Source organism: Moraxella marmotae, assembly GCF_042219885.1.
GTDB classification, from domain to species: domain Bacteria; phylum Pseudomonadota; class Gammaproteobacteria; order Pseudomonadales; family Moraxellaceae; genus Moraxella; species Moraxella marmotae.
Window position 1 is genome coordinate 1062085 of sequence record NZ_JBHJHR010000002.1, and the last position, 25303, is coordinate 1087387.

Here is a 25303-nt window from a genome sequence, read left to right on the forward strand (position 1 = left end):
ATAATTAAGTTAAGTGATTTACGCCATCTGTTTTGGATAATTTTTTATCAAATGTCCAAAAGGAATAACCGTTGTCTTGACTATTGGTAAATATTAGATAGTCTGAAAAATCGGCATTGCTATTTTTAAATAAAGACAAAGCGGCCTTGAATTGATTGGGTTTTTCCAAAACAAACACCGAATGTTTCATCAGTGTTTCTAACACAAAAACAACTTGCTCTTTTGCAAATTGATAGCTGCTCTCTAGCACCCAGACCAATTCCAATTGCACAATTTGCGAAATATAAACTTCGCTTTTATCTTTTAAAAGATTTCTGACGGCTGTAATTTGTTTTTGGTTGCTGTCATCTTGCACAAAAAGACGAACCAAAACATTGGTATCAATTGCGATTGCCTTTGTCATAAACTACCGCCACGCATTTTAATGGCATTGCTCATATCGTCTAAACTGATATTTTTATCACTTTGTAAAATACCAAAAAATTCATCAAACGCCCCCTGTGGTTCGGCGGCTTGGGTCTGATGATTGATATTTTTGATAAAATCAATATGCGGTTTTAGCGTATCAAGAATAAAGCTCTCTACATTTTTTTGACCTGCATAATTAATCAGATATTCATAATCTGCATTATCCAGATGTAAAGTAATCGTCTGCATTTGCTATTCCTTAATTCTTGCCATCAATGCCCAATGTCCAATGCCAAGCACAGCTCAACCGTCAGATTGACCAATCAGCTGTCAAATTAATGACGGTTGCATGGCTTGGCTTATCAATTTGGCTGATAATCAGCTTTGGGCAATCAAAGACAGCTGTTTATGAAACTGTGTGTTCGCCTGATAAATGTGTGCCGTCTGCAAAAGCTCACTTTCTGCCCAGTGCTTACCGATTAGCTGCAAACCCACAGGTAGGCCATTTGCTGTGCCGACAGGGTGGCTTAGTGCAGGTAAGCCTGCCAAGTTTACGCCGATGGTATAGACATCACCCAGATAGATGGTCGCAGGATCCAGACTTTCGCCAAGTTTATAGGCGGTGGTCGGTGCGGTGGGGCTGGCGATGATGTCGCATTTTTCAAAGGCTTTGTTAAAATCTTCAGCAATCAAGCGGCGAACCTTTTGGGCTTTGATGTAATAAGCATCAAAATAGCCTGCCGACAGGGCGTAAGTTCCCATGATGATGCGGCGTTGCACTTCTGCCCCAAAGCCTTCGGAGCGGCTACGAGTATATAGGTCTGCCAAGTCTTTTGGATTGTCACAGCGATAACCAAAACGCACGCCATCATAGCGAGATAGGTTTGAGCTGGCTTCGGCAGGGGCGAGCAGATAATAAGTGGCAAGCGTGATGGCAGGATCGGTGATGTCCACTTCCACAATCTCTGCCCCCAGTGCTTCATATTGGGCAAGGGCGGCACGGATAGACTGCTCAACTTCGCCATCAAGTCCAGCACCAAAATATGCTTTTGCCACACCGATTTTTTTGCCAGCCAGTGGCTTATCGCTGTCGGTATCGGTTGCCAAAATGTCCGACACTAGGCTGTCGGTTGGGCGGTTGATACTGGTGGCGTCTTTGGCGTCATAGCCTGTCATCGGCTCAAGTAGATAAGCACAGTCTAGGGCAGATTTGCCAAATGTCCCAGCCTGATCAAGGCTTGATGCGTAGGCAATCATACCATAGCGAGACACTCGCCCATAGGTAGGCTTGATACCTGTCACACCACAAAAACTGGCTGGCTGGCGAATCGAGCCGCCTGTATCTGAGCCAGTCGCCACAGGCACAAAGCCACTGGCAACGGCAGCGGCACTACCGCCTGATGAGCCGCCCGGCACTCTGTCCAAGTCCCAAGGATTATGCACCGCCCCAAAATGCGAGCTTTCGTTATCCGAACCCATGGCAAATTCGTCCATGTTTAGCTTGCCTAGGCTGATAAAGCCAGCATTGGCGATGTTTTCGACCACAGTGGCGTCATAAGGCGAGACGAAGTTATGCAGCATCTTTGAGCCTGCGGTGGTCAAAGTACCCTTAGTGCATAGGTTGTCCTTATGAGCCATCGGCACGCCAAGCAGCACACGAGTGTCGCCATCATGACGCAGTTTGTCGGCAAGTTCAGCGTGTTTTAGAGCGTTATCAAAATCTTTGGTGATAAAGCTGTTGGTCTTGGTGTCCAGACTATCGATGCGATTGGCAAAATGCTTAACCAAATCGCTGCTGCTAAAAGTTTTGTCTTTTAGACCTTGGGCAAGTTCGTGAACGGATAGGTGATGAAGTTGTGTCATATAAAAATCGCTTATCAATCAATTGCTTATAAATTAATCACTGATAAAATCAATGTCGTTAATTGGCACTACCAAATTGCCGCTAAATATTTATCACTAACTACCATTTTTAAATATTGTCTTTAAATATCGCAGCAATAGCAAAATTGCCTGTTTATTCAATCACTTGTGGCACCAAGTACAGCCCATCTTGTGCATTGGGAGCGATTGCCTGAAAAGCATCACGGTTAATCTTGGCATCGGGCGTATCGGCACGCAATGCTTGGCAGGCTTCGTGAATATTGGCAAGCGGCTTGATGTTATCGGTGTCCACGGCGTCCAGCACGTCCATCATGGCGAGAATTTTTTGTAAATTATCGGCATAGCTGGCGGCGGTTTGCTCATCAACGGCCAATCGGGACAAATTGGCAGCGTTTCGGATATCGTCTGTGGATAACTGCTGACTCATAATACATTCCTTAAAAACAAAAACATCGTCTGGTAAAAATGCCTTAATTGTACCATAGCTTGACACAGGCTCAAAACAAAGTTTAAATCTGTTAGTAAAATTAGTAAAATTAGTAAAATTAGTAAAATTAGTAAAATTAGTAAAATTAGTAAAATTAGTAAAATTAGTAAAATTAGTAAAATTAGTAAAATTAGTAAAATTAGTAAAATTAGTAAAATTAGTAAAATTAGTAAAATTAGTAAAATTAGTAAAATTAGTAAAATTAGTAAAATTAGTAAAATTAGTAAAATTAGTAAAATTAGTAAAATTGCCGTAGAATTTGACCGCATGGCATAAAAGGGCGATAATGTCGCTTTTGGACAAATGGCGATAACGATGAATCACACCCAACTGCCGATTATTTTGGCGTCCACTTCACCACGCCGCCGAGAGCTGCTTACGACTGCTGGCGTCAATTTTCAGACTTTGGCGGTGGATATTGACGAAACTTGGCAACACGGCGAGCAGCCAGTGGACTACATTCGCCGCATGGTCGAACAAAAAGCAGTGCAGGCGAGTTGTTTGGCGACTTTGCCCACATCTTGCCTACTCATTACCGCCGACACCATTGGCGTCAAGGACGGCACGGTTTTGACCAAACCGCTTGATAAAGCCGATGCTTATCGCATGTGGGCGATGCTGTCTGATAGCACGCACGAGATTTGGACGGCGGTCTGTGCCAGTTTGGTTGAGTGCGGCAAAATTTGCCAACAAAAGATGATTTGTGAATGCACGCAGGTGGATTTTGTCGCTATCAGCGAGTCGATGAAACAACGCTACTGGGAGACTGGCGAACCTAGCGACAAAGCAGGAGCGTATGCAATCCAAGGCGGTGCGATGGCGTGGGTGAAGGGCATTCGTGGCAGTTATACCAATGTGGTGGGCTTGCCATTGTCGCAGACGCTGGCGTTGATTGATGAATTTATCAAGCCATAAATGATGACTGCATTTAAATAAGGCAATTTTTAAGTTAAATTTAAATAAATAAATCCGATAAATTGGCAGAAAAAAGCTGTCTGGCTTGCACATTTGGCAAATATCGCTTACTATAACAACCATTAAAATTATCAATCAAAGAATCAAAATGTCAGAAGAGCTGTTGATTAATTATACTCCGATGGAATCTCGGGTGGCGGTGCTAAGTGATGGCGTAACCAGTGAGATTTTAATCGAACGCCATCAAAAACTGGGCTTGGTCGGCAATATCTATCTGGGTACGGTGGTGCGAGTATTGCCCGGAATGCAGGCGGCGTTTATTGACATTGGACAGGCACGCACGGCATTTTTGCACGCCAATGATATGCAAAAACCCAAACGCCTAACCGACAATCTGGACGAGCCATCACAGACGCCCATCACACGGCTGTGCATCGCCCATCAAGGCACGACTGCCAATGCCGATACGCCGATACCAAGTGATGATTTTGCGGATATGGCGGACAAAGGGCATAGTCCTGCCATCAATATCAAGCCGCCAGCGGTGATTAAGCGTGCCGAACCACAATCCGAACTGATTCAGCACCGCCTTCGAGAAGGCGATAAAATCTTGGTGCAGGTCATTAAAGACGAACTGGGCAGCAAAGGGGCAAGGCTAACCACCAACATTTCTTTGCCATCACGCTATTTGGTCTATTTGCCGACCAGTGATGAATATGTCGGCGTGTCCATTCGCATCGAAGAAGCTGACGAACGCATACGGCTCAAAGAATCTTTGGCGGTTTTGATGAAAAATGCCAAACTGCAAGGTGGTCTGATTGCTCGCACTGCTGCCGAAAAGATGAGCGATGCCAAACTTGAAGAAGACATTTATTATCTGATGCAGCTGTGGCGTACCATCATCGCTCGCCAGTCGTCTGCCAAATTGCATTCTAATAAGCGGTTTGAGCTGATTTATCAAGAGCTGTCCTTGCCTTTGCGGTGCATTCGTGATTTGGTCAATGAAAAAACCACCAAAGTGCTGATTGATCATGAGATGATGTATCATGAAGTGGCACATTTTGCCCGTGAATTTGTCCCAGCGATTGCTCCGATGGTGGCACATTACACTGGTGAGTTGCCGCTGTTTGACTTATACCGTGTCGAAGAAGATTTGCAAAACGCCCTAAAACGCCGTGTGGATCTCAAATCTGGCGGTTATTTGATCATTGACCAAACCGAAGCGATGACCACCATTGATGTCAATACTGGCTCATATGTCGGTGCTCGCTCGCTTGAAGATACGGTGTACAAGACCAATCTAGAAGCAACCCATGTCATCGCACGCCAAATTCGCCTAAGAAATATCGGCGGTATTATCATACTTGATTTTATTGATATGGCAGAAGAAGAGCATCGCAGCGATGTGCTGGCAAGCCTACAAGAGCAGCTGGCACACGACTATGCCAAGACTAACATCACGCAAGTCAGTGAGCTGGGCTTGGTGGAGATGACTCGCAAGCGTACCCGTGAATCGCTGCCGCAGCAGCTGTGCGAGCCGTGTCCTGTGTGCGAAGGCAGGGGGCATGTCAAAACTGCCGAAACGGTATGCTTTGAGATATTCCGTGAAATCATGCGATACGCTCGCACCTACAATACCCCACGCCAGTTCACGGTGATTGCTCATACTAAGGTCATCGAGCTGATGCTAACAACAGAGACGGCAACGGTGGCGGATTTGGAATATCTAATCGGTAAGCCGATTCGCTTTGAAGCAGACGAGCGTCTGCACGCCCAAGAAAAGTATAATATTATTTTGGATTGATGGATTTTTGGTAAATTTGCCAATTGTATTGCTTGTTAATAAGCAAGAAGGGCATTGATTGTGGTTTTAAATAGCCATTTTTCAGCCAAATGATATTTAAAAAAATAAATAAAAATCAACAACTTACAAAATATTCTGCATTTTTGCCAAAAATTTTAAAAAAAAGACTTGCACAATCTGAAAAATTTGATATTATATGCACCACTTAGGAAATACACCGCCGGCTTAGCTCAGTTGGTAGAGCAACTGACTTGTAATCAGTAGGTCGCCAGTTCGACTCCGGCAGCCGGCACCATTCCTAAGAAAGCATTAGGTCAAGCCCACCACATTCAGTGGGCTTAACTTTTACCAGACCAGTAAAAGATACCTATCCGTTTTGGTGGGGTTGGGGAGCGGTCAAACCCAACAGACTGTAACTCTGTCGCGAAAGCTTCGAAGGTTCGAATCCTTCCCCCACCACCATTATTTCCCTACCTAGGTTACTACCCTGCGGGTGTAGTTTAGTGGTAGAACCTCAGCCTTCCAAGCTGATGGTGCGGGTTCGATTCCCGCCACCCGCTCCAGATATTAGCATTTTGCTCTTGTAGCTCAGGGGTAGAGCACTCCCTTGGTAAGGGAGAGGTCACGAGTTCAATTCTCGTCAAGAGCTCCATATCTAAAAGCCTTGCAACCGTTGTGTTTCAAGGCTTTTTATTTACTCATGCCAATTGGCGTTAGTGCTTTTGCGTTGTTTTAAAAACTCTTAAAACAACGCAAATCGGATTAAATAACGCCAAATACTGATAATTTATGGCTTGGCATGAGTCATAACATAAGTTATATAAACCATTTTATCCAATTCTGATAAATAAATCCATCTAATGTATTTCAATCAAAAATCTTGTATGGTATAATGCGTCAGAATATGGTTGGTTTTTGGTATCGCCAAAGACTGACCATGGATTTTAATTCACAATCGAGGAAACCATCATGGCAAAGGCCAAGTTTGAACGTGTAAAACCACACGTAAACGTTGGTACCATCGGTCACGTTGACCATGGTAAAACCACTCTAACTGCTGCTATCGCAACCGTTGCTGCTAAGCACCACGGTGGTGAAGCAAAAGACTACGCTGCGATTGACTCAGCTCCTGAAGAAAAAGCTCGTGGTATTACCATTAACACTTCTCACATCGAGTATGACACTGCAAACCGTCACTACGCACACGTTGACTGCCCAGGCCACGCTGACTATGTTAAAAACATGATCACTGGTGCAGCACAGATGGACGGTGCTATCCTAGTTGTATCAGCAACTGACGGCCCAATGCCACAAACTCGTGAGCATATCCTACTATCTCGTCAGGTTGGCGTACCATACATCATGGTATTCATGAACAAGTGCGACATGGTTGATGACGAAGAGCTACTAGAATTGGTTGAAATGGAAGTTCGTGAACTTCTATCTGACTATGACTTCCCAGGTGATGACACTCCAATCATCAAAGGTTCTGCTCTAGAAGCCCTAAACGGTTCAGATGGCAAATACGGTGAGCCAGCAGTTCTAGAACTACTAGACACGCTAGACAGCTATATCCCAGAGCCTGAGCGTGACATCGATAAGTCATTCCTAATGCCAATCGAAGACGTATTCTCAATCTCTGGTCGTGGTACTGTTGTTACTGGTCGTGTTGAATCAGGTATCATCAAAGTGGGTGACGAAATCGAAATCATCGGTATCAAACCAACTGCCAAAACTACCTGTACTGGTGTTGAAATGTTCCGCAAACTGCTAGACGAAGGCCGTGCCGGTGAAAACTGTGGTATCCTACTTCGTGGTACTAAGCGTGAAGAAGTTCAGCGTGGTCAAGTATTGGCAAAACCAGGTTCAATCACACCACACACCAAATTTGACGCAGAAGTCTATGTACTGTCAAAAGAAGAAGGTGGCCGTCACACCCCATTCCTAAATGGCTATCGTCCACAGTTCTACTTCCGTACCACTGACGTAACTGGTGCAATCACCCTACAAGAAGGCACTGAAATGGTTATGCCAGGCGATAACGTTGAGATGAGCGTTGAGCTAATCCACCCAATCGCTATGGACAAAGGTCTACGCTTTGCTATCCGTGAAGGCGGTCGTACCGTAGGTGCTGGTGTTGTTGCAAGCGTTAAAGACTAATACGCTCAACAAACCAAAAACACAAAAAGGCAAACTCATTTGGGTTTGTCTTTTTTTTGATTAAATAAGTGGGAAAATTGTTGGGTGAAATTTATTAAGATTAATCCAAAAATGATTGGTTTACTTTTTTTTAACTTGATAAAAAATATCCGCCCATTTGGACGGATATTTAAAAAACAACATTGAGATTGGATATTGTCGATTAACTAATTTTAATCAAGATTGGCTAAAAATTTAAAAATCACAAATTATCCAAATATTTCTCAGCGTCCAGTGCCGCCATACAGCCTGTGCCTGCTGATGTGATGGCTTGACGGTACACATGGTCAGCAACATCACCAGCGGCAAACACACCAGCGATACTGGTTGCTGTGGCATTGCCATTTAAGCCGCTATTGACCACCAGATAGCCATCATTCATTGCCAGCTGATTTTCAAATAGGGCGGTATTTGGCTTATGGCCGATGGCGACAAACATGCCCATCACATCAAGCTGCTTTATGCTGCCATCTTCGGTGGATTCGATAATGATGCCAGTCACGCCCATCTCATCACCGACAACTTCTTTGACCTGATGATTCCACTCGATTTTGATGTTGCCGTTTTTGACTTTTTCAAACAATTGATCTTGCAGGATTTTTTCGGCACGCAGGCTGTCACGACGATGCACCAAAGTGACTTCACTGGCGATATTGGACAAATACAGAGCTTCTTCGACAGCGGTATTACCACCACCGACGACTGCAACTTTTTGATTTTTATAAAAAAATCCATCGCAGGTGGCACACGCCGAGACGCCTTGCCCCATGAATTTTTGTTCAGAATCCAGACCCAAATATTGAGCGGTCGCCCCTGTGGCGATAATCAGTGCATCGCAGGTATAAGTGCCACTATCGCCAATTAGGGTAAATGGGCGATTTTGTAGATCCACTTGGTTGATGCTGTCATAAATCAGCTGTGTGCCAAAGCGTTCGGCATGTGCTTTCATGCGATCCATCAGCCCGTTGCCAGTCAGTCCGTGAGCATCGCCCGGCCAGTTGTCCACTTCGGTGGTGGTGGTTAGCTGACCACCGACTTGTAGTCCTGTGATAATCACAGGGTTTAGGTTGGCACGAGCGGCATAAACAGCGGCAGAGTAGCCAGCAGGCCCTGAGCCTAAGATGATAATGCGGTGATGATTTGACATAACGATTCCTATTTTTAATAAACGATTGGCAAAAAATGATTAGTCATATATCTGCCTTAGTATATAGGGCAATTAGGAATAATTGCAAGCCAAAGCCCAAACCAAGATGATTTGGGCAAGTGATTTATCCGATTGAAAAAATCAATCCAAGAAAGCAAAATGCTCAATATCCATCTGCATCATGATTTCGCTTGGCGTGGTCATGCTCTCAGCGTGTGCTGAGCTGCGTGGCAGGATTTTTTCAAAATAAAATTCGGCAGTTTGGGTTTTGGCGATATAAAATTCTTTGGGCTGTTCGCCATCGCCATTTTTGATTTTTTGGAAAGCGACTGCCGCCATGCGAGCCCAGTGGTACGCCATCATCACATAGCCTGAGTACATCAAAAAGTCATCAGACGCCGCCGAAACAATATCACGATCTTTGCGAGCGGTCAAAAGTAGGCGAGCAGTCAGCATGTTCCATTCGGCACACAGCTTGGTCAGTGTCCAGACAAATTTACGCATGTCTTTATCTAGGGCATATTCACCGCACCATTTCATGATGCCAGCGGTGTAGTCACGGATTACCTTGCCACCGCCGTGCAGCAGCACTTTGCGACCGAGTAAATCCAATGCCTGCACGCCTGTTGTGCCTTCGTATAGAGTTGAGATGCGAGCATCACGAGCGATCAGCTCCATGCCAGATTCTTTGATGTAGCCGTGTCCGCCGTAGATTTGCTGGCCGTGCTTGGCCGCTTCGATGCCCAATTCGGTCAAAAAGCCCTTTAAAATGGGGGTATAAAAGCCCATTTTGTCGTCCCATTTTTTGATGGCGGCTTCATCACCTTTGGCGACCGCTTCGGTCAGCTTATCAGCGTAGCGAGCGGTATGGTAAATCATCGAGCGAGCCCCTTCGCTAAACGCCTTTTGGGTAAGTAGCATTCGTCTGACATCGGCATGATGAATGATGGCATCGGCGGCTTGCTCTGGCTCTTTGGTGCCTGACAATGCACGCATGGAGCGGCGTTCTTTGGCGTATGGCAGGGCGTTTTGGAATGCCAATTCCATGTGCGACAAGCCTTGAATGCCTGTGCCGATGCGTGCGGTGTTCATATAGGTAAACATCGCTTTTAGCCCTTTATTTGGCTGACCAATCAAAAACCCTGTCGCCCCATCAAAGTTAATCACGCAAGTGGCCGATGAAGTGATGCCCATTTTATGCTCAATCGAGCCGCAGCTGACAGCATTACGCTCGCCGACCCCGCCTTCGGCATTTGGCAAAAATTTTGGCACGATAAACAGCGAAATGCCCTTGGTGCCAGCAGGAGCATCTGGCAAGCGAGCCAGCACGATATGCACGATGTTCTCGGTCAAATCATGCTCACCTGCCGAGATAAAAATCTTACTGCCAGTGATGGCGTAACTGCCGTCATCGTTTGGCACAGCTCGAGTTTTCATTTGGTTTAGGTCAGTGCCGCATTGTGCTTCGGTCAGACACATGGTTCCTGACCATTCGCCAGAGATGAGTTTTGGCAGATAAGTGGTTTTTTGGCTTTGATCACCGTATTGTAAGATGGTATTAATCGAACCTGTGGTTAGCCCCGGATACATCGCCCATGGCCAGTTTGCCGTTCCCATCATTTCAGATTTGATGAGATTGAGCGACATGGGCAAGTTCATGCCGCCGTACTGCTCAGGATAACTGATGCCTTGCCAGCCGCCTTCAACGAACTGCTGATACGCTTGCTTAAAGCCTGTTGGCGTGGTTACTTCACCGTCTTTGAAGGTGCAACCTTCGGCATCGGCAGGCTGATAAAGTGGCGATAACACATTTTCGGCAAAGTCGGCAAAACCTTGTAAAATCATCTCCACCGTCTCAGGATCGGCAGCCGAGCCATTATCCAAGGATTGATAATGGGCTTGATAATCAAGCATTTCATTCATCAAAAATTTGATATCACGCAAAGGAGCTTTGTAACTTAGCATAGACAATTTCCTTATTCATCAAGATGGGTAAAAGTTGGGTAGAACAGCGAAAAACGACAAAATCGCTGTCGATTGCTATCCACTATACAGGGATTTTTGGCTTTGTAAAAGGGCAAAAGCCCAATTCATAACTTATTTTCATATAAAAATAGATTTATTCTAATACTTTTTTATAAATTAATTGATAAAAAAGCGTTGATTGATGCCAGATACCATCAATCAACGCCTTAAGTTTAATTTAAGTTTAATTAAATTGACAAAGCAGAAAATGACTGCAAGATAAATTTAATCGGATAATTTGTATTATGGTTGATATTACAATTTGCAAGCACCGCCTTCGCAGCCGTCATCGTTGATGCTGTCCACGCCACCTTCGACAGCGATGCCGTCAAAGTCATCAAACAAATCGTCCAAATTATCAAAATCCAAATCATCGCTTTGGGCGGCTAGATTGTCAGTCATGAGATTCTCCAAATGGTCTGTGATTGATTTTAAAAATACTTAAAATAAAAGCTAAAAATTTAAAAGAAATGGTAAATTGTCAAGAATGAGTATGCAAAATGGGTAGTTTGCCACAAATTTCAAGGCATTTTTGTACATTTGGCAGAGTTTGGGCGAAATTTATGACGGTTTGGCAAGATTGACTTGGGACAAATCTAGCGTTTTGCCCGTCCACTGCTCAAATGCCAGCTTGGCTTGATGAATGAGCATGCCGTAGCCGTCAGAAGTAGTTGCACCTTGGTGGGCAAAATGTGCCAAAAACGCTGATGGCTTGCCGTACATCATATCATAGGCAAAATCAGCACGACAGTCGCCCAAATCCAGCGTCTGCCCTGTGGTGGTCGCTGAAGTGGCGTTGATGATGATGTCAAATTTATCGGCACATTTTAGCTCATCAAGCGAGCCTGCACGGACAGTGTCGTAGCCTAGGGTGTGAATCAGATTTTCGGCTTTGGCTTTGGTGCGGTTATAGATGCTCAGTTGGCAACCTGCGTCCAGTAGCGGCAATATCGCCCCACGAGTCGCACCGCCAGCACCGACGATGGCGACTTGTTTGCCGCTCAAGGCGATATTTTGGGCAAGCAAATCCGCCACCAAGCCACGGCCATCGGTGTTGTCGCCATAAGGCTTGCCATCGACGAGCATCAAGGTATTGACCGCACCAGCAGCGGCAGCATAAGGGCTTAGCTTGCCATGCGATTTTACCCAGTCAAAGGCGATTTGTTTAAAGGGCAGAGTCACATTTGCACCCACACCACCGCCAGCAAAAAACGCATTGACCACCGCCACAAAACTGTCGGCATCATTTGGACAAAATTGCCGCTGATAACTGATGGGCAGATTGACGCTATCAGCAAAAGCTGCATGAATTTCTGGACTTTTTGAATGATTGATGGGATTGCCGATGACGATAAAATGTTGCATAAGAATCACTCCGCTGCATAAAAACCAAGACCAATTGGACGGATAAATAAAAACCGATAAATCGATACACTGACAAATTGATAAATAAATTAATCAATCAAATAAACAGCGTAATTTTACCAAAAATCGCCACCGATGGGGTGGTGTGTGTCAGCTTTTGTGTTAAAATTGTCAAAATTTTATTGTTTAAGGTTTTTGCATGGCAGCTGACCCAACCACACCCCAAAAATCCACGCCCACTCGCAAGGGGCGAAAAATCCGCTTTGTCGGTGCTGTTGTATTGGCATGTGTCGTGGTGCTGTGGCTGATTTTTCGCCCAGTTGCTGATGATGAAGTGGTATTGGACGATACACCAAAGACTTATGAGCCTGTGGTTTATGACACCAGCGACTGGCAACAGGCCAGCACCCAAAGCAGCGACATTGAGCAGCTAATCGCTGAGCTTGGCAGTGTGGCAACCACCGAAGATGCGTTGGATTTTTATGGCAATCACGCCACACGCTACCGTTACAGTGCGGTGCATGAGCCACCGCTGTATGCCACTTGGTCGCCCAATTTGCTAGAAGTGGTGTGGTATTATGCCGACACTTATGATGACGAAGCAACCAAAGCACGCTCGGTGGATTTTGCCAAGCGAAGTTTTCGCCTGATGAGCATGGCAGGCGGTGAAACAGGGACAAATGTCATCCATCAAATCCTGCACGGTACAGAGATGGGCGTGCAGCCAGTGGGGCAATTTGTCCTACAAAAAGCAGCGTGCGGTAATTATCGTTGTCAAATTGTGCTGAAAAAATCTTAAATTCAAATGACTTTAAATCAAAACCATATGGACAGCGGCAATCAATTTTATCAATGGCAACAATCGGCATTATTCGCCTGTGATGCTCGCATGGACGAGCGTGCTTTTGCGTTCGGCGATGGATTTTTTAGCACCATTGGCGTGTATGATGGGCAGATGATTTGTGCCGATTTGCACCAAAAGCGGATTTTGGCTGGGCTTGCGGCATTTAAGCTGGGGCTAGATGATGAGTGGCTGATGTCTGATTTGGCAGAGCTTGCTTGGCAAATCAATCAAGGCATCATCAAAATCATCATCACCCGAGCGGTGCAGTCGGTGCGAGGTTATGGCTTTGTTGCCGACCACCAGCATGGCAACACTGCCCAAGTTTTTATCAAAGTGATGCCATCGCCCATCTATCGGCAGGTGGCGTTTGTCCGTGGTATCCCAGTGCAGCCAGTGCAGCCACGCAGTATGGTGCTACTAGATAGCCAAATTGCCCATCGTCCAGCCAGATTGTCAGGGATTAAGCTGATTGGTTGTGCCGAGCAAGTACTGGCACACAGCGAACTTTTGGCACATCAGCAGGCAGATGGTAGTATTGCCGATGGCTTGGTTGCCAATGTGCATGGCGACTGGGTATGTGCCACGATGGGTAATATTTTTTATCAATTGGGCGAGCAGTGGTACACGCCGCCAGTGGACAAATCAGGTGTTTTGGGGGTGATGCGTACCGCTATTATCCATCAAAATCTCTTGGGTGCAGTCAGTGAGCGAGTGCTAACCACAGCGGATTTGGTGAGCGTTCGCAAACTTATCAGTACCAATGCGGTGCGTGGCGTCACACCGATGAGCCAGCTGTGCGTTGGTGATGACAGATTGCCATTGGATAGCCAAATTTTATTAAGCTGATTGGGCGGTGATTTGGGCGGTTTATTTGTTGGATTGTTGGCATTAAATTGGCATTAATCCGATTTGTATTTACATTTTTTTAACAGTTTTTACAAAAGCATTACCATATTTTATTGGTCGCTTGTGGGGGATTTTTGTTAAAATGGTCAGATTTATGACGATAAAGATTGATAATTCAGATGACCAAATCTCCCAAAAAATCTCACAATCACCGACAAAGCAGCAAGCGAAAACAGCCAAGCCGCTCTAATAAACTGTCATTTGCCAAAGTGCTTTTGGTGGCGGTGACAGCGGCAGTACTATTGGCTTTGGTGATTTTATACCAAAGCATCTACGCCAAGACCAGCCATGCAGCACAGACCATCGTGGTCAATCAAGGCGACTCTTATCACAGCTTATTATCCACCAAGCCGTGGTCGGATTCACGCTTGGCATCGACTTTGGTGATTAAGGGTTATTTGGCATTGACAGCAGATAAGCCGCTGCAGGCAGGCAGTTATCAAATCCCTGAGAATGCCAGTCTGGCACAGGTGGTGGAGATTTTTAATCGTGGCGCTAAGGCGGAGCATTTTACGCTGCGGATTATCGAAGGCAAGACGCTCAAGGACTTGTACAACACCATCAAAAACACTGATGGCGTGTCGTTAGAGTTGTTATCGCCACCTGCTGACGGCTATGCTTGGGCAGATGTGATGCGTGATAACGAAGCGGTCGCTAAGGCGTTGGAGATTGACACGCCCAATGGCAATTTGGAAGGTTGGTTTGCCCCAAACACTTATCAATTTGTCAAAGGCACAACAGATACGGCGATTTTAAAGCGTCTGTATGCCGATCAGCAGCAGATTTTGGAGCAGGCGTGGCAGGCTCGTGATAAAGATTTGCCTTATGATACGCCGTACCAAGCCTTGATTATGGCAAGCATCATCGAAAAAGAAACAGGCATTAAAGATGAGCGGCATTTGGTGTCGGCGGTATTTGTCAATCGCCTGCGTCAAGGCATGAAATTACAAACCGATCCGACCATCATTTATGGGTTATTTGACCGCTACGATGGTAAAATTTATCGCAGTAATATCCGTGAAAAAACCGAGTACAACACTTATCAAATCGAAGGTCTGCCGCCAACACCGATAGCCCTACCGTCAGCGGCAGCGATTGAAGCGACCATGCACCCTGCCGAGTCTGATGTGCTGTTTTTTGTGGCGACAGGGCGTGGCGGACACACCTTTAGCCGCACTTATCAAGAGCATGAGCAAGCGGTGGCACAATACCGTGCTACTCGTAAATAAACCTTAAACAAATATGAAACAAATCTTAAATCATAAATAAGCGAGCAACACCATGAGCATGGGGCGATTTATCAGCTTTGAAGGAACCGAAGGCGTGGGCAAGACCACAGCGATCGATGGCTTGTGCCAGCGGCTGACGCAGCAGGGCATCGAAGTGTTGCGGACTCGTGAGCCGGGCGGCAGTGAGCTTGCCGAGCATTTGCGGCAGATTTTTTTGAATCCTGCTCATCACATTGATGCTGATACGGAGATTTTATTGCTGTTTGCTGCTCGTGCCGACCACTTGCACCGTGTGATTGTGCCAGCACTGAATATGGGCAAATGGGTAATCTGCGATCGATTTTTTGACAGCACCGTTGCCTATCAAGGCTTTGGGCGTTATCATGGCGATGCCAAGGCGTTGGCAAAGATTGAGCTTTTGATTGAGCAATTTGTCCAAATTCAGCCTGAGCTGACTTTATGGCTGGATTTGGATATTCGCCTAGGCATGCAGCGTGCCGCCAAACGCAGCACCGCCGACCGCCTTGAAGCCAATGACATTGCGTTTTTTGAGCGTGTGCATCAAGGCCTAAGCTATCAACAACAAAAGCACCCCAAGCGAATCTGCCGTATCGATGCCAGTGGAAGCAGCGAGCAAGTTGCCCAGCGTATCGATGCTGCTTTAGGCTTGTCCTGACCATTGCCAAGGATTGAATCATGGATTCAATCCTTGATAAAAATCATGGCTTTGATGATTTTTTGATAAAAATTCAATCAATCATTTGGCAAAATCGAACACACATCGGACAAAATTCAGTGGTTTTTTGCTATCGCATATAAAGCATGTATGATTTGGCATAAACTTGGCGTATCGCCCAAAGATTATCAACAAAAGATTAAAATAACTACAAAAACACCGCTCAAATATGATACACTAGCAAAAGCGAATGATAAAGTTTTTGATGCTTTGTTATTCGGCACTGAATCTTGAGAATTTAATAAAACCGATTAATCGGGGCTTTTTATGACAGATACCTATCAAGAGATAAAATCCAAGCTCAAAGGGGCGATCACCGCCCTTGTTACGCCGATGAAACCAGATGGCTCGGTGGATTATGATGCCCTTGCTGGCTTGATCGATTGGCAGATTGACCAAGGGATTCATGCACTGGTGGCGGTAGGGACGACAGGCGAATCGGCGACTTTGTCGATGGACGAGCATACCGAAGTGATTCGTTTTTTTGTCAAGCAAGTGGCAGGGCGTGTGCCAGTCATCGCAGGGACAGGTGCCAATTCCACGCATGAAGCGATTGCTCTGACTGCCCAAGCCAAGCTGGCTGGTGCTGATTGTGCGTTGCTTGTCGCACCTTATTATAATAAGCCAACCCAAGAAGGCATGTATCAGCACTTTAAGGCAATCGCCGAAGCGGTGGATATGCCGCAGATGCTGTATAATGTGCCGGGTCGCACGGTGGTGGATTTGTCCGAAGATACGGTCAATCGCTTGGCAGATATTGACAATATCGTCGCCATCAAAGATGCCACAGGCGACCTTGAGCGTGGTATCAGCTTGATTCGCCGTGTTGGTGATCGCATGGTGGTGCTGTCAGGCGACGACCCAACGGCACTTGAGTTGGTAAAATACGGTGCTAAGGGCGATATTTCGGTAACTTCCAATGTCGCACCAGCGGCGATGAGCCAAGCGTTTGCTTTGGCACTACAAGGGCGTTTTGATGAAGCGGCCAAAGTCCACGAAACTGTCGCTCATTTGCACAAAGATTTGTTTATTGAGTCCAGTCCGCAGCCAACCAAATACGCCCTGCACAAGATGGGCAAAATTGACACAGGGATTCGCCTGCCGATGCTGTGGCTGTCTGAGCAGTACCATGCAGCGATTGACAACGCCCTAAAGCAAGCTGGACTAATTGATTAATCAATCACTGATTATTGGGCGATTTGTATAAGATAAATTTATTCATTTTATTGATAAAATAATCTTATCAATGCCAAAAACTGGAATGTTTTATGAAATTTATAAAGACAACCGCAAGCGTGATGGCTGCCATCGTGATGCTGACAGGCTGTGCGGCAACCAAAAATATCCTAGCCAAGCGTGATAATGGCAGCTTGGATTATCGTTCCGTGCAGCCACTGGCTCCGCTAAAGTTGCCTGCCGATCAGCCAGCAGCAGCCTTTACGCCGCTGTATCAAGTGCCACAAACTCAAGCCGAGTTACCCAATTTTATCAATGAGTCTGGCAAGCAGTATCAGTTACCAAGACCGCCAAATGCTCGTTAATGCCATCAAAATGTAGTAAGTTGCTTACTACATTTTTGTGTTTTTATTTATCAATCAAATCATTATCAATCAAAATACTGAGGCTTATATGCAAAAGCAAGCACTACTTTATACCGGTAAAGCCAAATCTGTCTATGAAACTGACAATCCTGATTTTCTGATTTTGCATTTTCGTAATGACGCCAGTGCCTTTAATGGCGAAAAAATCGCCAGCCTAGACCGCAAAGGCATGGTTAATAACCGCTTTAATGCCTTTATCATGCAAAAATTGAGCGAGGCGGGCATTGAGACGCATTTTGAGCAGCAATTGTCAGACGAAGAAGTGCTGGTTAAGCGTCTAAAAATGATTCCTGTTGAGGCGGTGGTGCGTAATTATGCCGCTGGTGGCTTGATGAAACGCTTGGGGCTTGCCGAGGGCTTGCCACTGTTGCCACCAACTTATGAGCTGTTTTATAAAGATGATGGCTTGGGCGATCCGATGCTGTCAGAATCTACCGCCATCGCTTTGGGCTATGCCACCGCCGATGAGCTGGCACAGATGCAGGCTTTGACGATGAAAGTCAATGAAGTGCTGTCAAAATTGTTTGACGATGCAGGCTTGATGCTGGTGGACTTTAAATTGGAATTTGGTCTATTCCACGGCAAAGTGGTGCTGGGCGATGAATTTTCGCCAGACGGCTGCCGCTTGTGGGACAAAGAGACCAAGAAAAAACTGGACAAAGACCGCTTCCGCCAAGGCTTGGGCGATGTGGTTGAAGGCTACGAAGAAGTGGCTCGCCGCATTGGTGTACCGCTGTAATTGCAGGCGATTGACAGGTTTATTGACATTTGCAAGACCAAAAACAATCAAGGTGAGATTTGCTTTCACCTTGATTTACTTTTTATGAAATTTTAATTAATTACAAATCATGAGTTGAAAGAGTTTGTATGTATTTTCAAATGTATAAAATCGTTACTTACATTCCAGAGCCAGCCCTAGAGACGGTCAAAAACGCTATGTTTGCCGCTGGAGCAGGGCATTTTGGGCATTATGAATGCTGCAGTTGGCAGACGCTGGGCATGGGTCAATTTCGCCCTTTGGCAGGTGCAAACCCAACCGTCGGCGAAATCGGTGAAATCACCTGCGTGTCTGAATGGAAAGTTGAGATGATGGTGCCAGAAAATAAGCTGTGCGAAGTCGTGGCGGCGTACAAACAAGCCCACCCTTACGAAGTGCCAGCCTACGAAGTGTACCAAACGGTCGATGTCGAAAACGACTGATTGGCGTTTTATCATTGCATAAACTTCACCAAATAAGCCCTTGTTTGTACAAGGGTTTATTTTTAGGCAAAAGAATAAAAAAAATAATAATGTGCGGTTGGCAGCGTGGCAGTGGCGTGGATTTGGTGTTTTTATCAAGGGGTTTTTGTGCTATGATAGCACATTGGCGGCGTTTGCCAGCTTATATCAGCTTAATTTTATTTTTAAATTTTACTAATTTTAATTTATTTTTAATGACAATCAATTTGGAAGGATAACCATGTTACAACTGATGAGCAAAGATGAATTTTTGCGTCTAAAAAATCAAGGTTATAGCCATGTGCCACTGATCAAAAAACGCCTGATGGACGATGCCACGCCCGTATCGGTATTTGCCAATATCCGCAAGCTCAATCCCAAGGCGTATTTGTTTGAGTCGGTGGTTGGCGGCGAAAGATTCGCCCGTTATTCGATGATTGGCTTGGGTAAGGGCGTGTATTTTGAGTATCAAGATGGCGTGATGCGAGTCGGCTCGGAGCTGGTCGGCACGGTTTCAAGCACGACAACCGATAAGCCATTTGACGAAATTCGCCGCTTTATGCAGCAATTTCGTATGCCAACCGACAAGGAAGTGGCAAATTTGCCAGTGTTTAGCGGTGGTTTGGTTGGCTATTTTGGCTATGATTTGATTTGTGCCATTGAACCGTCCGTGGGGCAGTCTGACGCTCCCAATCCGCTGGGCTTGCCTGATCTTTGGCTGATGCTGTCCACCGAAGTGGTGGTGTTTGACAATCTGGAGCATACGCTGTCGATTGTCGTGTATGCCAATTGCGATGTTGAAAATGGCTACGAAGACGCCTTATCTCGTTTGCACGCCATCGAAGACGCCCTAAACCAACGCCCTGATTTGGTTACACATAAGCGAGCCAAGCCCAATTTTGTCTCACAAACGGGCGAGCGTAAGTTCTGTGATGATGTTAATAAAATCAAAGAATACATTTTGGCAGGTGATGTGATGCAAGTCGTCCCTGCCCAAAGGCTGAGTGCCGAATTTGATGGCGATGCTTTGAGCGTGTACCGTGCTTTACGATACCTAAACCCATCGCCGTACCTGTTTATGCTGCATGGCGAGACTTTTGGAGCAGACAAATCGCCATTTGATATCATCGGTGCGTCGCCTGAGATTTTATCACGCATCGAAAATGGCACAGTAACCGTTAGACCGCTGGCAGGCACTCGCCGCCGTGGACGAGATGTTGCCGAAGATTTGGCATTAGAGCAAGAGCTGCTATCTGACCAAAAAGAAATTGCCGAGCATCTGATGCTGATTGACCTTGGGCGTAATGACATTGGGCGAGTGTGCGATATCGGTTCGGTGCAGGTTACTGACAAGATGTTTATTGAGCGTTATTCGCAAGTAATGCACATTGCCAGCAATGTCGAAGGGCGAGTGCGTGATGATGTTGATGCTTTAGATGTGTTTTGTGCCACTTTCCCAGCAGGCACTTTGTCAGGTGCGCCAAAGATTCGTGCGATGCAGATTATCAATGAAGTTGAGCCAGTTCGCCGCACGGTATTTGGCGGTGCGGTGGGCTATCTGGGCTGGCATGACAACATGGATACGGCAATCGCCATTCGCACAGCGGTGCTAAAAGACGGCCAAGTCCATGTGCAGGCAGGGGCAGGCGTGGTTGCCGACTCAGATCCGCAAGCGGAATGGGACGAAACCAACAAAAAAGCTCTGGCAGTGGTCAAAGCAGTTGAGATGGCGTGTGCAGGACTTGAAATTGAGTAAACTTGCCTAATTTGCCAATTTGTTAGTTTGTTCAATTTACTGCATTTAAATCAATGCCAAACCAAACACCCCAAGCCAATGTTAAACTTGTCATTGGTTTGGGGCATTTTATCGGTTTATTAAATTTGGCAAGTGAAAATCCAAGATAACAATGGTAAAATCAGCTCTAAAATTGCCCACAATGTTCATCAACAGCTCATTTAAATTGCAGTGAAATTAAAATTATCGGCTGATTTTTCGCCAAATGTCGCACGCCACCCAAGCAGGACCGATGAGCAAAAATTGCAAATCTTCAAAAAATGACGGCTTGGCACCTTCGATTTTATGACCGATAAATTGCCCAATCCAAGCAACGACAAAAACCGCCAGCCAAAACCAAATCGCCATTGGCAAATAATGTGCTGCCGACAAGCACAACGCCACAAATGCTGTCATTAGCACAAATAAACCCAGTGATAAGCGTAAATAAAACCACAGCACACCAGCGGCGACACCAAAGCACAGCCATGGGTGAATGGCGTACAGCAGGGCGACAATGCACAAAAAGATTATCGGCACGCACAGCCAGTGAATGGCTTTATTGGTGGGGTTTTGGTGGCTGGTGGCATATTCACTAAGCCAAGTATCCAATGGCTTTTGGCTGACAAAAATCGACATGACAATTTCCTTTTGTTGGCGGTTTTTAATTTGAATGCATGGCAGTGCATGGCTTTGGGCAGTATGAGTTTGGGCAGTTTTTAAGCCTGATGATTTACTATAATCAATTTTGTGGGGCTTTTCAAGCATTCAATTTTTTTTTAAACCTTGAAAAACCGCACCCAAGCAACCATATATTAACCATCTTGATAAAAAATCGCTCAATGATTAAAATTTTTAATGAGATTTGTCAAAACGCCAATCGGTTGGCGTTTGGTAAATTGGCACAAATCAGGGTAAATATTAAGGGGGAGATATGGCAAAATTGGTCAAATTGCACCGCTCACAAAGACATCGCATGATTGCAGGCGTGATGGGCGGCATCGCTGAATATTTGGGCTGGTCGCCAAGTGTGCTGCGTTGGCTGTTTGTGCTGTCGATTCCGATGACGGCAACAGTAACGCTGTGGGGTGGTATTTTGGCGTATCTTGTGATGTGGCTGATTATGCCAGAAGCAACCGCCGATTCTTATGTATATCATTAATCGAGCAGCCTAAAATCCAATAATTCAACAATTCCCACAAAACCGCCATTTGTGCGGTTTTTTTATGCCAAAATTATGCTAAAATAGAGCATTTATTCCGTTACAGTGATTTGATTATGCAAAAAACCTTAACTTTTCAAGAAATTATCCTAACTTTGCAAAACTACTGGGCAGAGCGTGGCTGTGTGGTGTTGCAGCCTTATGATATGGAAATGGGGGCAGGTACATTCCACACGGCGACTTTTTTGCGTGCTTTGACGCCCGAAAAATGGAACGCCGCCTATGTGCAGCCAAGCCGCCGCCCAACTGATGGCCGTTATGGCAATAACCCCAACCGCTTACAGCATTATTATCAGTTTCAAGTGGTGCTAAAGCCAAACCCTGCCAATATCCAAGAGCTGTATTTGGGATCACTTGCGGCATTGGGCATTGATACGCTAACCCACGATGTTCGCTTTGTTGAAGATAACTGGGAGTCGCCGACGCTGGGTGCGTGGGGCTTGGGCTGGGAAGTGTGGCTAAACGGCATGGAAGTAACGCAGTTTACTTATTTTCAGCAAGTCGGCGGCATCGAGTGTTTCCCTGTGACTGGCGAGATTACCTACGGTCTTGAGCGTCTGGCGATGTATATCCAAGGCGTTGATAGTGTTTATGATTTGGTGTGGACGGACGGCGAATTTGGCCGTGTTAGCTATGGCGATGTGTTCCACCAAAACGAAGTGGAGCAATCGACTTATAACTTTGAATACGCCAATGTTGATAAATTGTTTGAGTTGTTTGATTTTTATGAAAGCGAAGCCGATCGCTTGGTTTTGGCGGATTTGCCGTTGCCAGCTTATGAAATGGTGCTAAAAGCCAGCCATACTTTTAATCTGCTGGACGCTCGTGGGGCGATTAGCGTAACCGAACGCCAACGCTTTATTTTGCGTGTGCGGACTTTGGCTCGCAAAGTGGCAATCAGCTACACCCAAGCTCGTGCCAAGCTGGGCTTTCCTTTGGCGGACGATGAGCATAAAGCAGAAGCATTACAAAAATGGTTGCCCAAAGAAACTAAAGAAAATGACCAATAATTTGCTAGCCTTCGCCATGGACAGTGCGATTGGCAAATTGGCATAAAATTTTAGCTTTTATCCAAATGCCAAATGCGATATTAGCGAACAATATTAAAAAATTTAAAAATTTTTCAATGATTGATAAATTTGGTGATAAATTAGGTTAATCATTGCAATTAAAAAAGGTAAACCATGACCACAATATTATTTGAACTTGGCACCGAAGAGTTGCCACCAAAAAACCTAAAAACCCTAAGAGATGCACTAAGCGACAATGTCAAAGAAACCTTGGTCGCTCAAGACATCGGCTATGATGAGATTAAGGCGTATGCAGCACCACGACGGTTGGCTTTGCAAATTGTCGGCATCAGCGATAAGCAGCCAGACAAAGTGGAACAAAAACGGGGCCCTGCCCTAAAAGCCGCCTTTGATGGCGAAGGTAATTTGACTCGTGCCGGCCAAGGTTTTGCTGATGGGCTTGGCATCAGCAAAGATGAGCTGATTACCATTGGCACCGACAAAGGCGACTACATCGGCTACAATCTGACCGTGGCAGGCAAGCCGACCACTGAGCTGTTGCCAGAGATTTTACAAAAAGCACTGGACAAGCTACCGATTGCCAAGCGTATGCGTAGTGGAGCAGAACGCAGCGAATTTGTGCGGTCTGTGCAGTGGGTGGTGCTGATGGCGGATAATCAGGTGATTGATGCCACTATCCAAGGACATCGCACGGGCAGTAAGACACGGGGACACCGTTTCCATGCCCCTGAGTTTTTTGAGCTATCACACGCTGCCGACTATGAGACAGCACTTGCCGAGCGTTCGGTTGTGGCGGATTTTGATAAGCGTCAAGCTGACATCACCGCTCAAGTTAATCAGCTTGCCAAGCAAGTGGCAGGCGTGGCGATTGTACCGCAGGATTTGCTTGATGAAGTTACTGCCTTGGTGGATTTGCCAGTAGCACTGCTTGCCAGCTTTGAGGACAGATTTTTGGCAGTGCCACAAGAGGCACTGATCAGCACCATGCAGGCGGATCAAAAATATTTTTGCCTAACCGATGAGCAGGGCAAACTTAAGCCAAACTTTATTTTTGTGAGTAATATCAAGAGCAAAAACCCTGAAGCGGTGATTTTGGGCAATGAAAAAGTCGTGCGTCCACGCTTATCCGATGCCGAATTTTTCTTTTTGCAAGACCAAAAACAGCCGCTGTTTGCCCTAAGTGAAAGTCTAAAAAATCGAGTATTTCAGGACAAATTGGGAACGATTTGGGAAAAATCAGAGCGTATCGCCAAACTTGCCGCCTTTATCGCCGAGCAAATCGGTGCTGATGCCGAGGCGGCCACTCGAGCGGGCTTGTTGGCAAAATGCGACTTGGCAAGCACTTTGGTGGGTGAATTTCCAGAGCTGCAAGGGATTGCCGGCACTTATTATGCACGCCTAAACAACGAGCCACAAGCGGTGGCAGATGCTATCGAAGAGCAATATTTGCCCAAATTTAGCGGTGATGATTTGCCAGCGACCGACATTGGTATCGCATTGGCATTGGCGGATCGCTTGGACACTTTGGCAGGGATTTTTGGTATCGATGAAGCCCCAACAGGTTCAAAAGATCCGTTTAGCTTAAGACGGGCATCGATTGGTATTTTGCGTATTCTAATTGAAAAAAATCTTAATCTAAATTTATCAAATTTGCTAGAGCAAGCGTTGGCAGGTTATGGCGATAAACTTGCTGATACAGCCAAAACCTTTAACGATGTGATGGAGTTTATCAACGCTCGCTATCGTGCGATGTACAGCGAGCAAGGCGTGGCGGTGGATACCATCTTGGCGGTGCAGGCGGTGCAGGTTGATGTACCGATGGATTTTGACAAGCGTATCCATGCTGTAACTGCTTTCCGCAGTTTGCCGCAAGCGAGCGTACTGGCACAAAATAACAAGCGAGTGGCGAACATTTTGACCAAGTCTGAAACCGTCATCACAGGCAGCGTTCAAGAGCAAGCCTTAATCGAAGATGCCGAAAAGGCTTTGAATGCTGCCATCACCGATGCCAAATCTGTGGTGCAGCCACTGCAAGCCAAGGCCGATTATCAGGCGGTGCTGGCGGCATTGACCAGCTTGTCTGAGCCGCTCAGTGCGTTTTTTGAGCATACGATGGTGAATGCCGAAGACGAAACGCTAAAAAACAACCGTTTGGCACTGCTTTGGCAGGTGCGGACGCTGTTTTTGAGTGTAGCGGATATTGGTTTGTTACAAGATTGATGGTAAATTGATGATAAAGAGCGGAGGCAAAGTGGTCGCCGCTCAAGATATTTGCATAAAATGTAAGAATTTTCATGACAACGGCATGATTTTTGAGTATAATATCGACTCTGGTGACGTGGCTGAGTGGTCGAAAGCGCACGCCTGGAAAGTGTGTATACGTTAATAGCGTATCGAGGGTTCGAATCCCTCCGTCACCGCCAAATAATAAAAATGCCTAATATTTTAGACCCTTGCGATTAACTTGCGAGGGTTTTTTCGCATCTTTACGCTTTTAATTTATCAAAC

The 25303-nt window shown here is 45.8% G+C and carries 24 protein-coding genes and 5 tRNA genes; 20 read left to right on the forward strand and 9 right to left on the reverse strand.

Annotated features, from left to right (window positions below):
- Positions 1-4: 4 nt before the first annotated feature.
- The 4 genes from ACFBZI_RS05005 to gatC all read right to left on the reverse strand — a co-directional run bounded on the left by ACFBZI_RS05005 (position 5) and on the right by gatC (position 2719).
- A complete protein-coding gene (locus ACFBZI_RS05005; RefSeq protein ID WP_375715319.1) occupies positions 5-403 on the reverse strand; it encodes a type II toxin-antitoxin system VapC family toxin in 399 nt (132 codons plus the stop codon).
- Entirely contained in the window at positions 400-657 is a 258-nt protein-coding gene (locus ACFBZI_RS05010) for a hypothetical protein (protein ID WP_375715320.1), read from the reverse strand. The genes ACFBZI_RS05005 and ACFBZI_RS05010 overlap by 4 nt, the downstream gene beginning before the upstream one ends.
- Before the next feature lie 129 nt (positions 658-786).
- The gene (gatA, locus tag ACFBZI_RS05015; protein WP_375715321.1) at positions 787-2271 is read right to left on the reverse strand and encodes an Asp-tRNA(Asn)/Glu-tRNA(Gln) amidotransferase subunit GatA; all 1485 of its coding nucleotides are present in this window, start codon (positions 2269-2271) and stop codon (positions 787-789) included.
- A gap of 154 nt (positions 2272-2425) precedes the next feature.
- Positions 2426-2719, reverse strand: coding sequence for an Asp-tRNA(Asn)/Glu-tRNA(Gln) amidotransferase subunit GatC (gene gatC / locus ACFBZI_RS05020; protein ID WP_375715322.1), 294 nt, complete (start codon positions 2717-2719; stop codon positions 2426-2428).
- A gap of 375 nt (positions 2720-3094) precedes the next feature.
- On the opposite strand from gatC, the gene ACFBZI_RS05025 reads away from it, so the two are divergent.
- The 7 genes from ACFBZI_RS05025 to tuf all read left to right on the forward strand — a co-directional run bounded on the left by ACFBZI_RS05025 (position 3095) and on the right by tuf (position 7658).
- Positions 3095-3694 (forward strand): Maf family protein, encoded by a 600-nt coding sequence (locus ACFBZI_RS05025; protein ID WP_375715323.1) that lies wholly within the window; start codon positions 3095-3097, stop codon positions 3692-3694.
- A gap of 148 nt (positions 3695-3842) precedes the next feature.
- The gene (locus ACFBZI_RS05030; protein WP_375715324.1) at positions 3843-5498 is read left to right on the forward strand and encodes an Rne/Rng family ribonuclease; all 1656 of its coding nucleotides are present in this window, start codon (positions 3843-3845) and stop codon (positions 5496-5498) included.
- Positions 5499-5717: 219 nt separating this feature from the next.
- Positions 5718-5793 (forward strand) — tRNA-Thr (locus ACFBZI_RS05035).
- 83 nt (positions 5794-5876) lie between these two features.
- Positions 5877-5960, forward strand: a tRNA-Tyr gene (locus ACFBZI_RS05040).
- 27 nt (positions 5961-5987) lie between these two features.
- Positions 5988-6061 (forward strand) — tRNA-Gly (locus ACFBZI_RS05045).
- 14 nt (positions 6062-6075) lie between these two features.
- A tRNA-Thr gene (locus tag ACFBZI_RS05050) sits at positions 6076-6150 on the forward strand.
- 317 nt (positions 6151-6467) lie between these two features.
- On the forward strand, positions 6468-7658 hold the full coding sequence (tuf, locus tag ACFBZI_RS05055; RefSeq protein WP_375715300.1) for an elongation factor Tu: 1191 nt from the start codon (positions 6468-6470) through the stop codon (positions 7656-7658).
- Between the two features lie 241 nt (positions 7659-7899).
- Here tuf and trxB read toward each other — a convergent pair whose 3' ends face one another.
- The 4 genes from trxB to aroE all read right to left on the reverse strand — a co-directional run bounded on the left by trxB (position 7900) and on the right by aroE (position 12234).
- Entirely contained in the window at positions 7900-8844 is a 945-nt protein-coding gene (trxB, locus tag ACFBZI_RS05060) for a thioredoxin-disulfide reductase (protein WP_375715325.1), read from the reverse strand.
- Positions 8845-8985: 141 nt separating this feature from the next.
- Complete coding sequence (locus ACFBZI_RS05065) at positions 8986-10809, reverse strand: acyl-CoA dehydrogenase C-terminal domain-containing protein (RefSeq protein WP_375715326.1); 1824 nt, start codon at positions 10807-10809, stop codon at positions 8986-8988.
- 315 nt (positions 10810-11124) lie between these two features.
- Positions 11125-11271 carry a hypothetical protein gene (locus ACFBZI_RS05070; protein ID WP_375715327.1) on the reverse strand — a complete coding sequence of 49 codons (147 nt, stop codon included), beginning with the start codon at positions 11269-11271 and terminating at the stop codon, positions 11125-11127.
- 159 nt (positions 11272-11430) lie between these two features.
- A complete protein-coding gene (gene aroE, locus ACFBZI_RS05075) occupies positions 11431-12234 on the reverse strand; it encodes a shikimate dehydrogenase (protein WP_375715328.1) in 804 nt (267 codons plus the stop codon).
- Between the two features lie 199 nt (positions 12235-12433).
- On the opposite strand from aroE, the gene ACFBZI_RS05080 reads away from it, so the two are divergent.
- The 9 genes from ACFBZI_RS05080 (at position 12434) to ACFBZI_RS05120 (ending at position 20524) form a co-directional block, all read left to right on the forward strand.
- A complete protein-coding gene (locus ACFBZI_RS05080) occupies positions 12434-13033 on the forward strand; it encodes a hypothetical protein (protein WP_375715329.1) in 600 nt (199 codons plus the stop codon).
- Positions 13034-13039: 6 nt separating this feature from the next.
- A complete protein-coding gene (locus tag ACFBZI_RS05085; protein WP_375715330.1) occupies positions 13040-13924 on the forward strand; it encodes an aminotransferase class IV in 885 nt (294 codons plus the stop codon).
- Between the two features lie 179 nt (positions 13925-14103).
- Complete coding sequence (gene mltG, locus ACFBZI_RS05090; protein WP_375715331.1) at positions 14104-15213, forward strand: endolytic transglycosylase MltG; 1110 nt, start codon at positions 14104-14106, stop codon at positions 15211-15213.
- A 52-nt stretch (positions 15214-15265) separates the two neighbouring features.
- Positions 15266-15889, forward strand: coding sequence for a dTMP kinase (tmk, locus tag ACFBZI_RS05095; protein WP_375715332.1), 624 nt, complete (start codon positions 15266-15268; stop codon positions 15887-15889).
- 327 nt (positions 15890-16216) lie between these two features.
- Positions 16217-17125, forward strand: coding sequence for a 4-hydroxy-tetrahydrodipicolinate synthase (gene dapA / locus ACFBZI_RS05100; protein WP_375715333.1), 909 nt, complete (start codon positions 16217-16219; stop codon positions 17123-17125).
- A gap of 92 nt (positions 17126-17217) precedes the next feature.
- Entirely contained in the window at positions 17218-17490 is a 273-nt protein-coding gene (locus tag ACFBZI_RS05105; RefSeq protein ID WP_375715334.1) for a hypothetical protein, read from the forward strand.
- A gap of 88 nt (positions 17491-17578) precedes the next feature.
- Positions 17579-18289, forward strand: coding sequence for a phosphoribosylaminoimidazolesuccinocarboxamide synthase (purC, locus tag ACFBZI_RS05110; RefSeq protein WP_375715335.1), 711 nt, complete (start codon positions 17579-17581; stop codon positions 18287-18289).
- A 140-nt stretch (positions 18290-18429) separates the two neighbouring features.
- Positions 18430-18750: a YqfO family protein gene (locus ACFBZI_RS05115; protein ID WP_375716316.1), complete on the forward strand. Its 321-nt coding sequence runs from the start codon at positions 18430-18432 to the stop codon at positions 18748-18750.
- Between the two features lie 268 nt (positions 18751-19018).
- Positions 19019-20524 carry an anthranilate synthase component I family protein gene (locus tag ACFBZI_RS05120; RefSeq protein WP_375716317.1) on the forward strand — a complete coding sequence of 502 codons (1506 nt, stop codon included), beginning with the start codon at positions 19019-19021 and terminating at the stop codon, positions 20522-20524.
- A gap of 222 nt (positions 20525-20746) precedes the next feature.
- Here ACFBZI_RS05120 and ACFBZI_RS05125 read toward each other — a convergent pair whose 3' ends face one another.
- On the reverse strand, positions 20747-21181 hold the full coding sequence (locus ACFBZI_RS05125) for an Mpo1 family 2-hydroxy fatty acid dioxygenase (protein WP_375715336.1): 435 nt from the start codon (positions 21179-21181) through the stop codon (positions 20747-20749).
- Between the two features lie 295 nt (positions 21182-21476).
- On the opposite strand from ACFBZI_RS05125, the gene ACFBZI_RS05130 reads away from it, so the two are divergent.
- The 4 genes from ACFBZI_RS05130 (at position 21477) to ACFBZI_RS05145 (ending at position 25218) form a co-directional block, all read left to right on the forward strand.
- The gene (locus ACFBZI_RS05130) at positions 21477-21704 is read left to right on the forward strand and encodes a PspC domain-containing protein (RefSeq protein ID WP_375715337.1); all 228 of its coding nucleotides are present in this window, start codon (positions 21477-21479) and stop codon (positions 21702-21704) included.
- Between the two features lie 116 nt (positions 21705-21820).
- Positions 21821-22774 carry a glycine--tRNA ligase subunit alpha gene (gene glyQ, locus ACFBZI_RS05135; RefSeq protein ID WP_375715338.1) on the forward strand — a complete coding sequence of 318 codons (954 nt, stop codon included), beginning with the start codon at positions 21821-21823 and terminating at the stop codon, positions 22772-22774.
- Between the two features lie 174 nt (positions 22775-22948).
- Positions 22949-25015: a glycine--tRNA ligase subunit beta gene (glyS, locus tag ACFBZI_RS05140; RefSeq protein ID WP_375715339.1), complete on the forward strand. Its 2067-nt coding sequence runs from the start codon at positions 22949-22951 to the stop codon at positions 25013-25015.
- A 112-nt stretch (positions 25016-25127) separates the two neighbouring features.
- Positions 25128-25218, forward strand: a tRNA-Ser gene (locus ACFBZI_RS05145).
- The last annotated feature ends 85 nt before the right edge of the window (positions 25219-25303 follow it).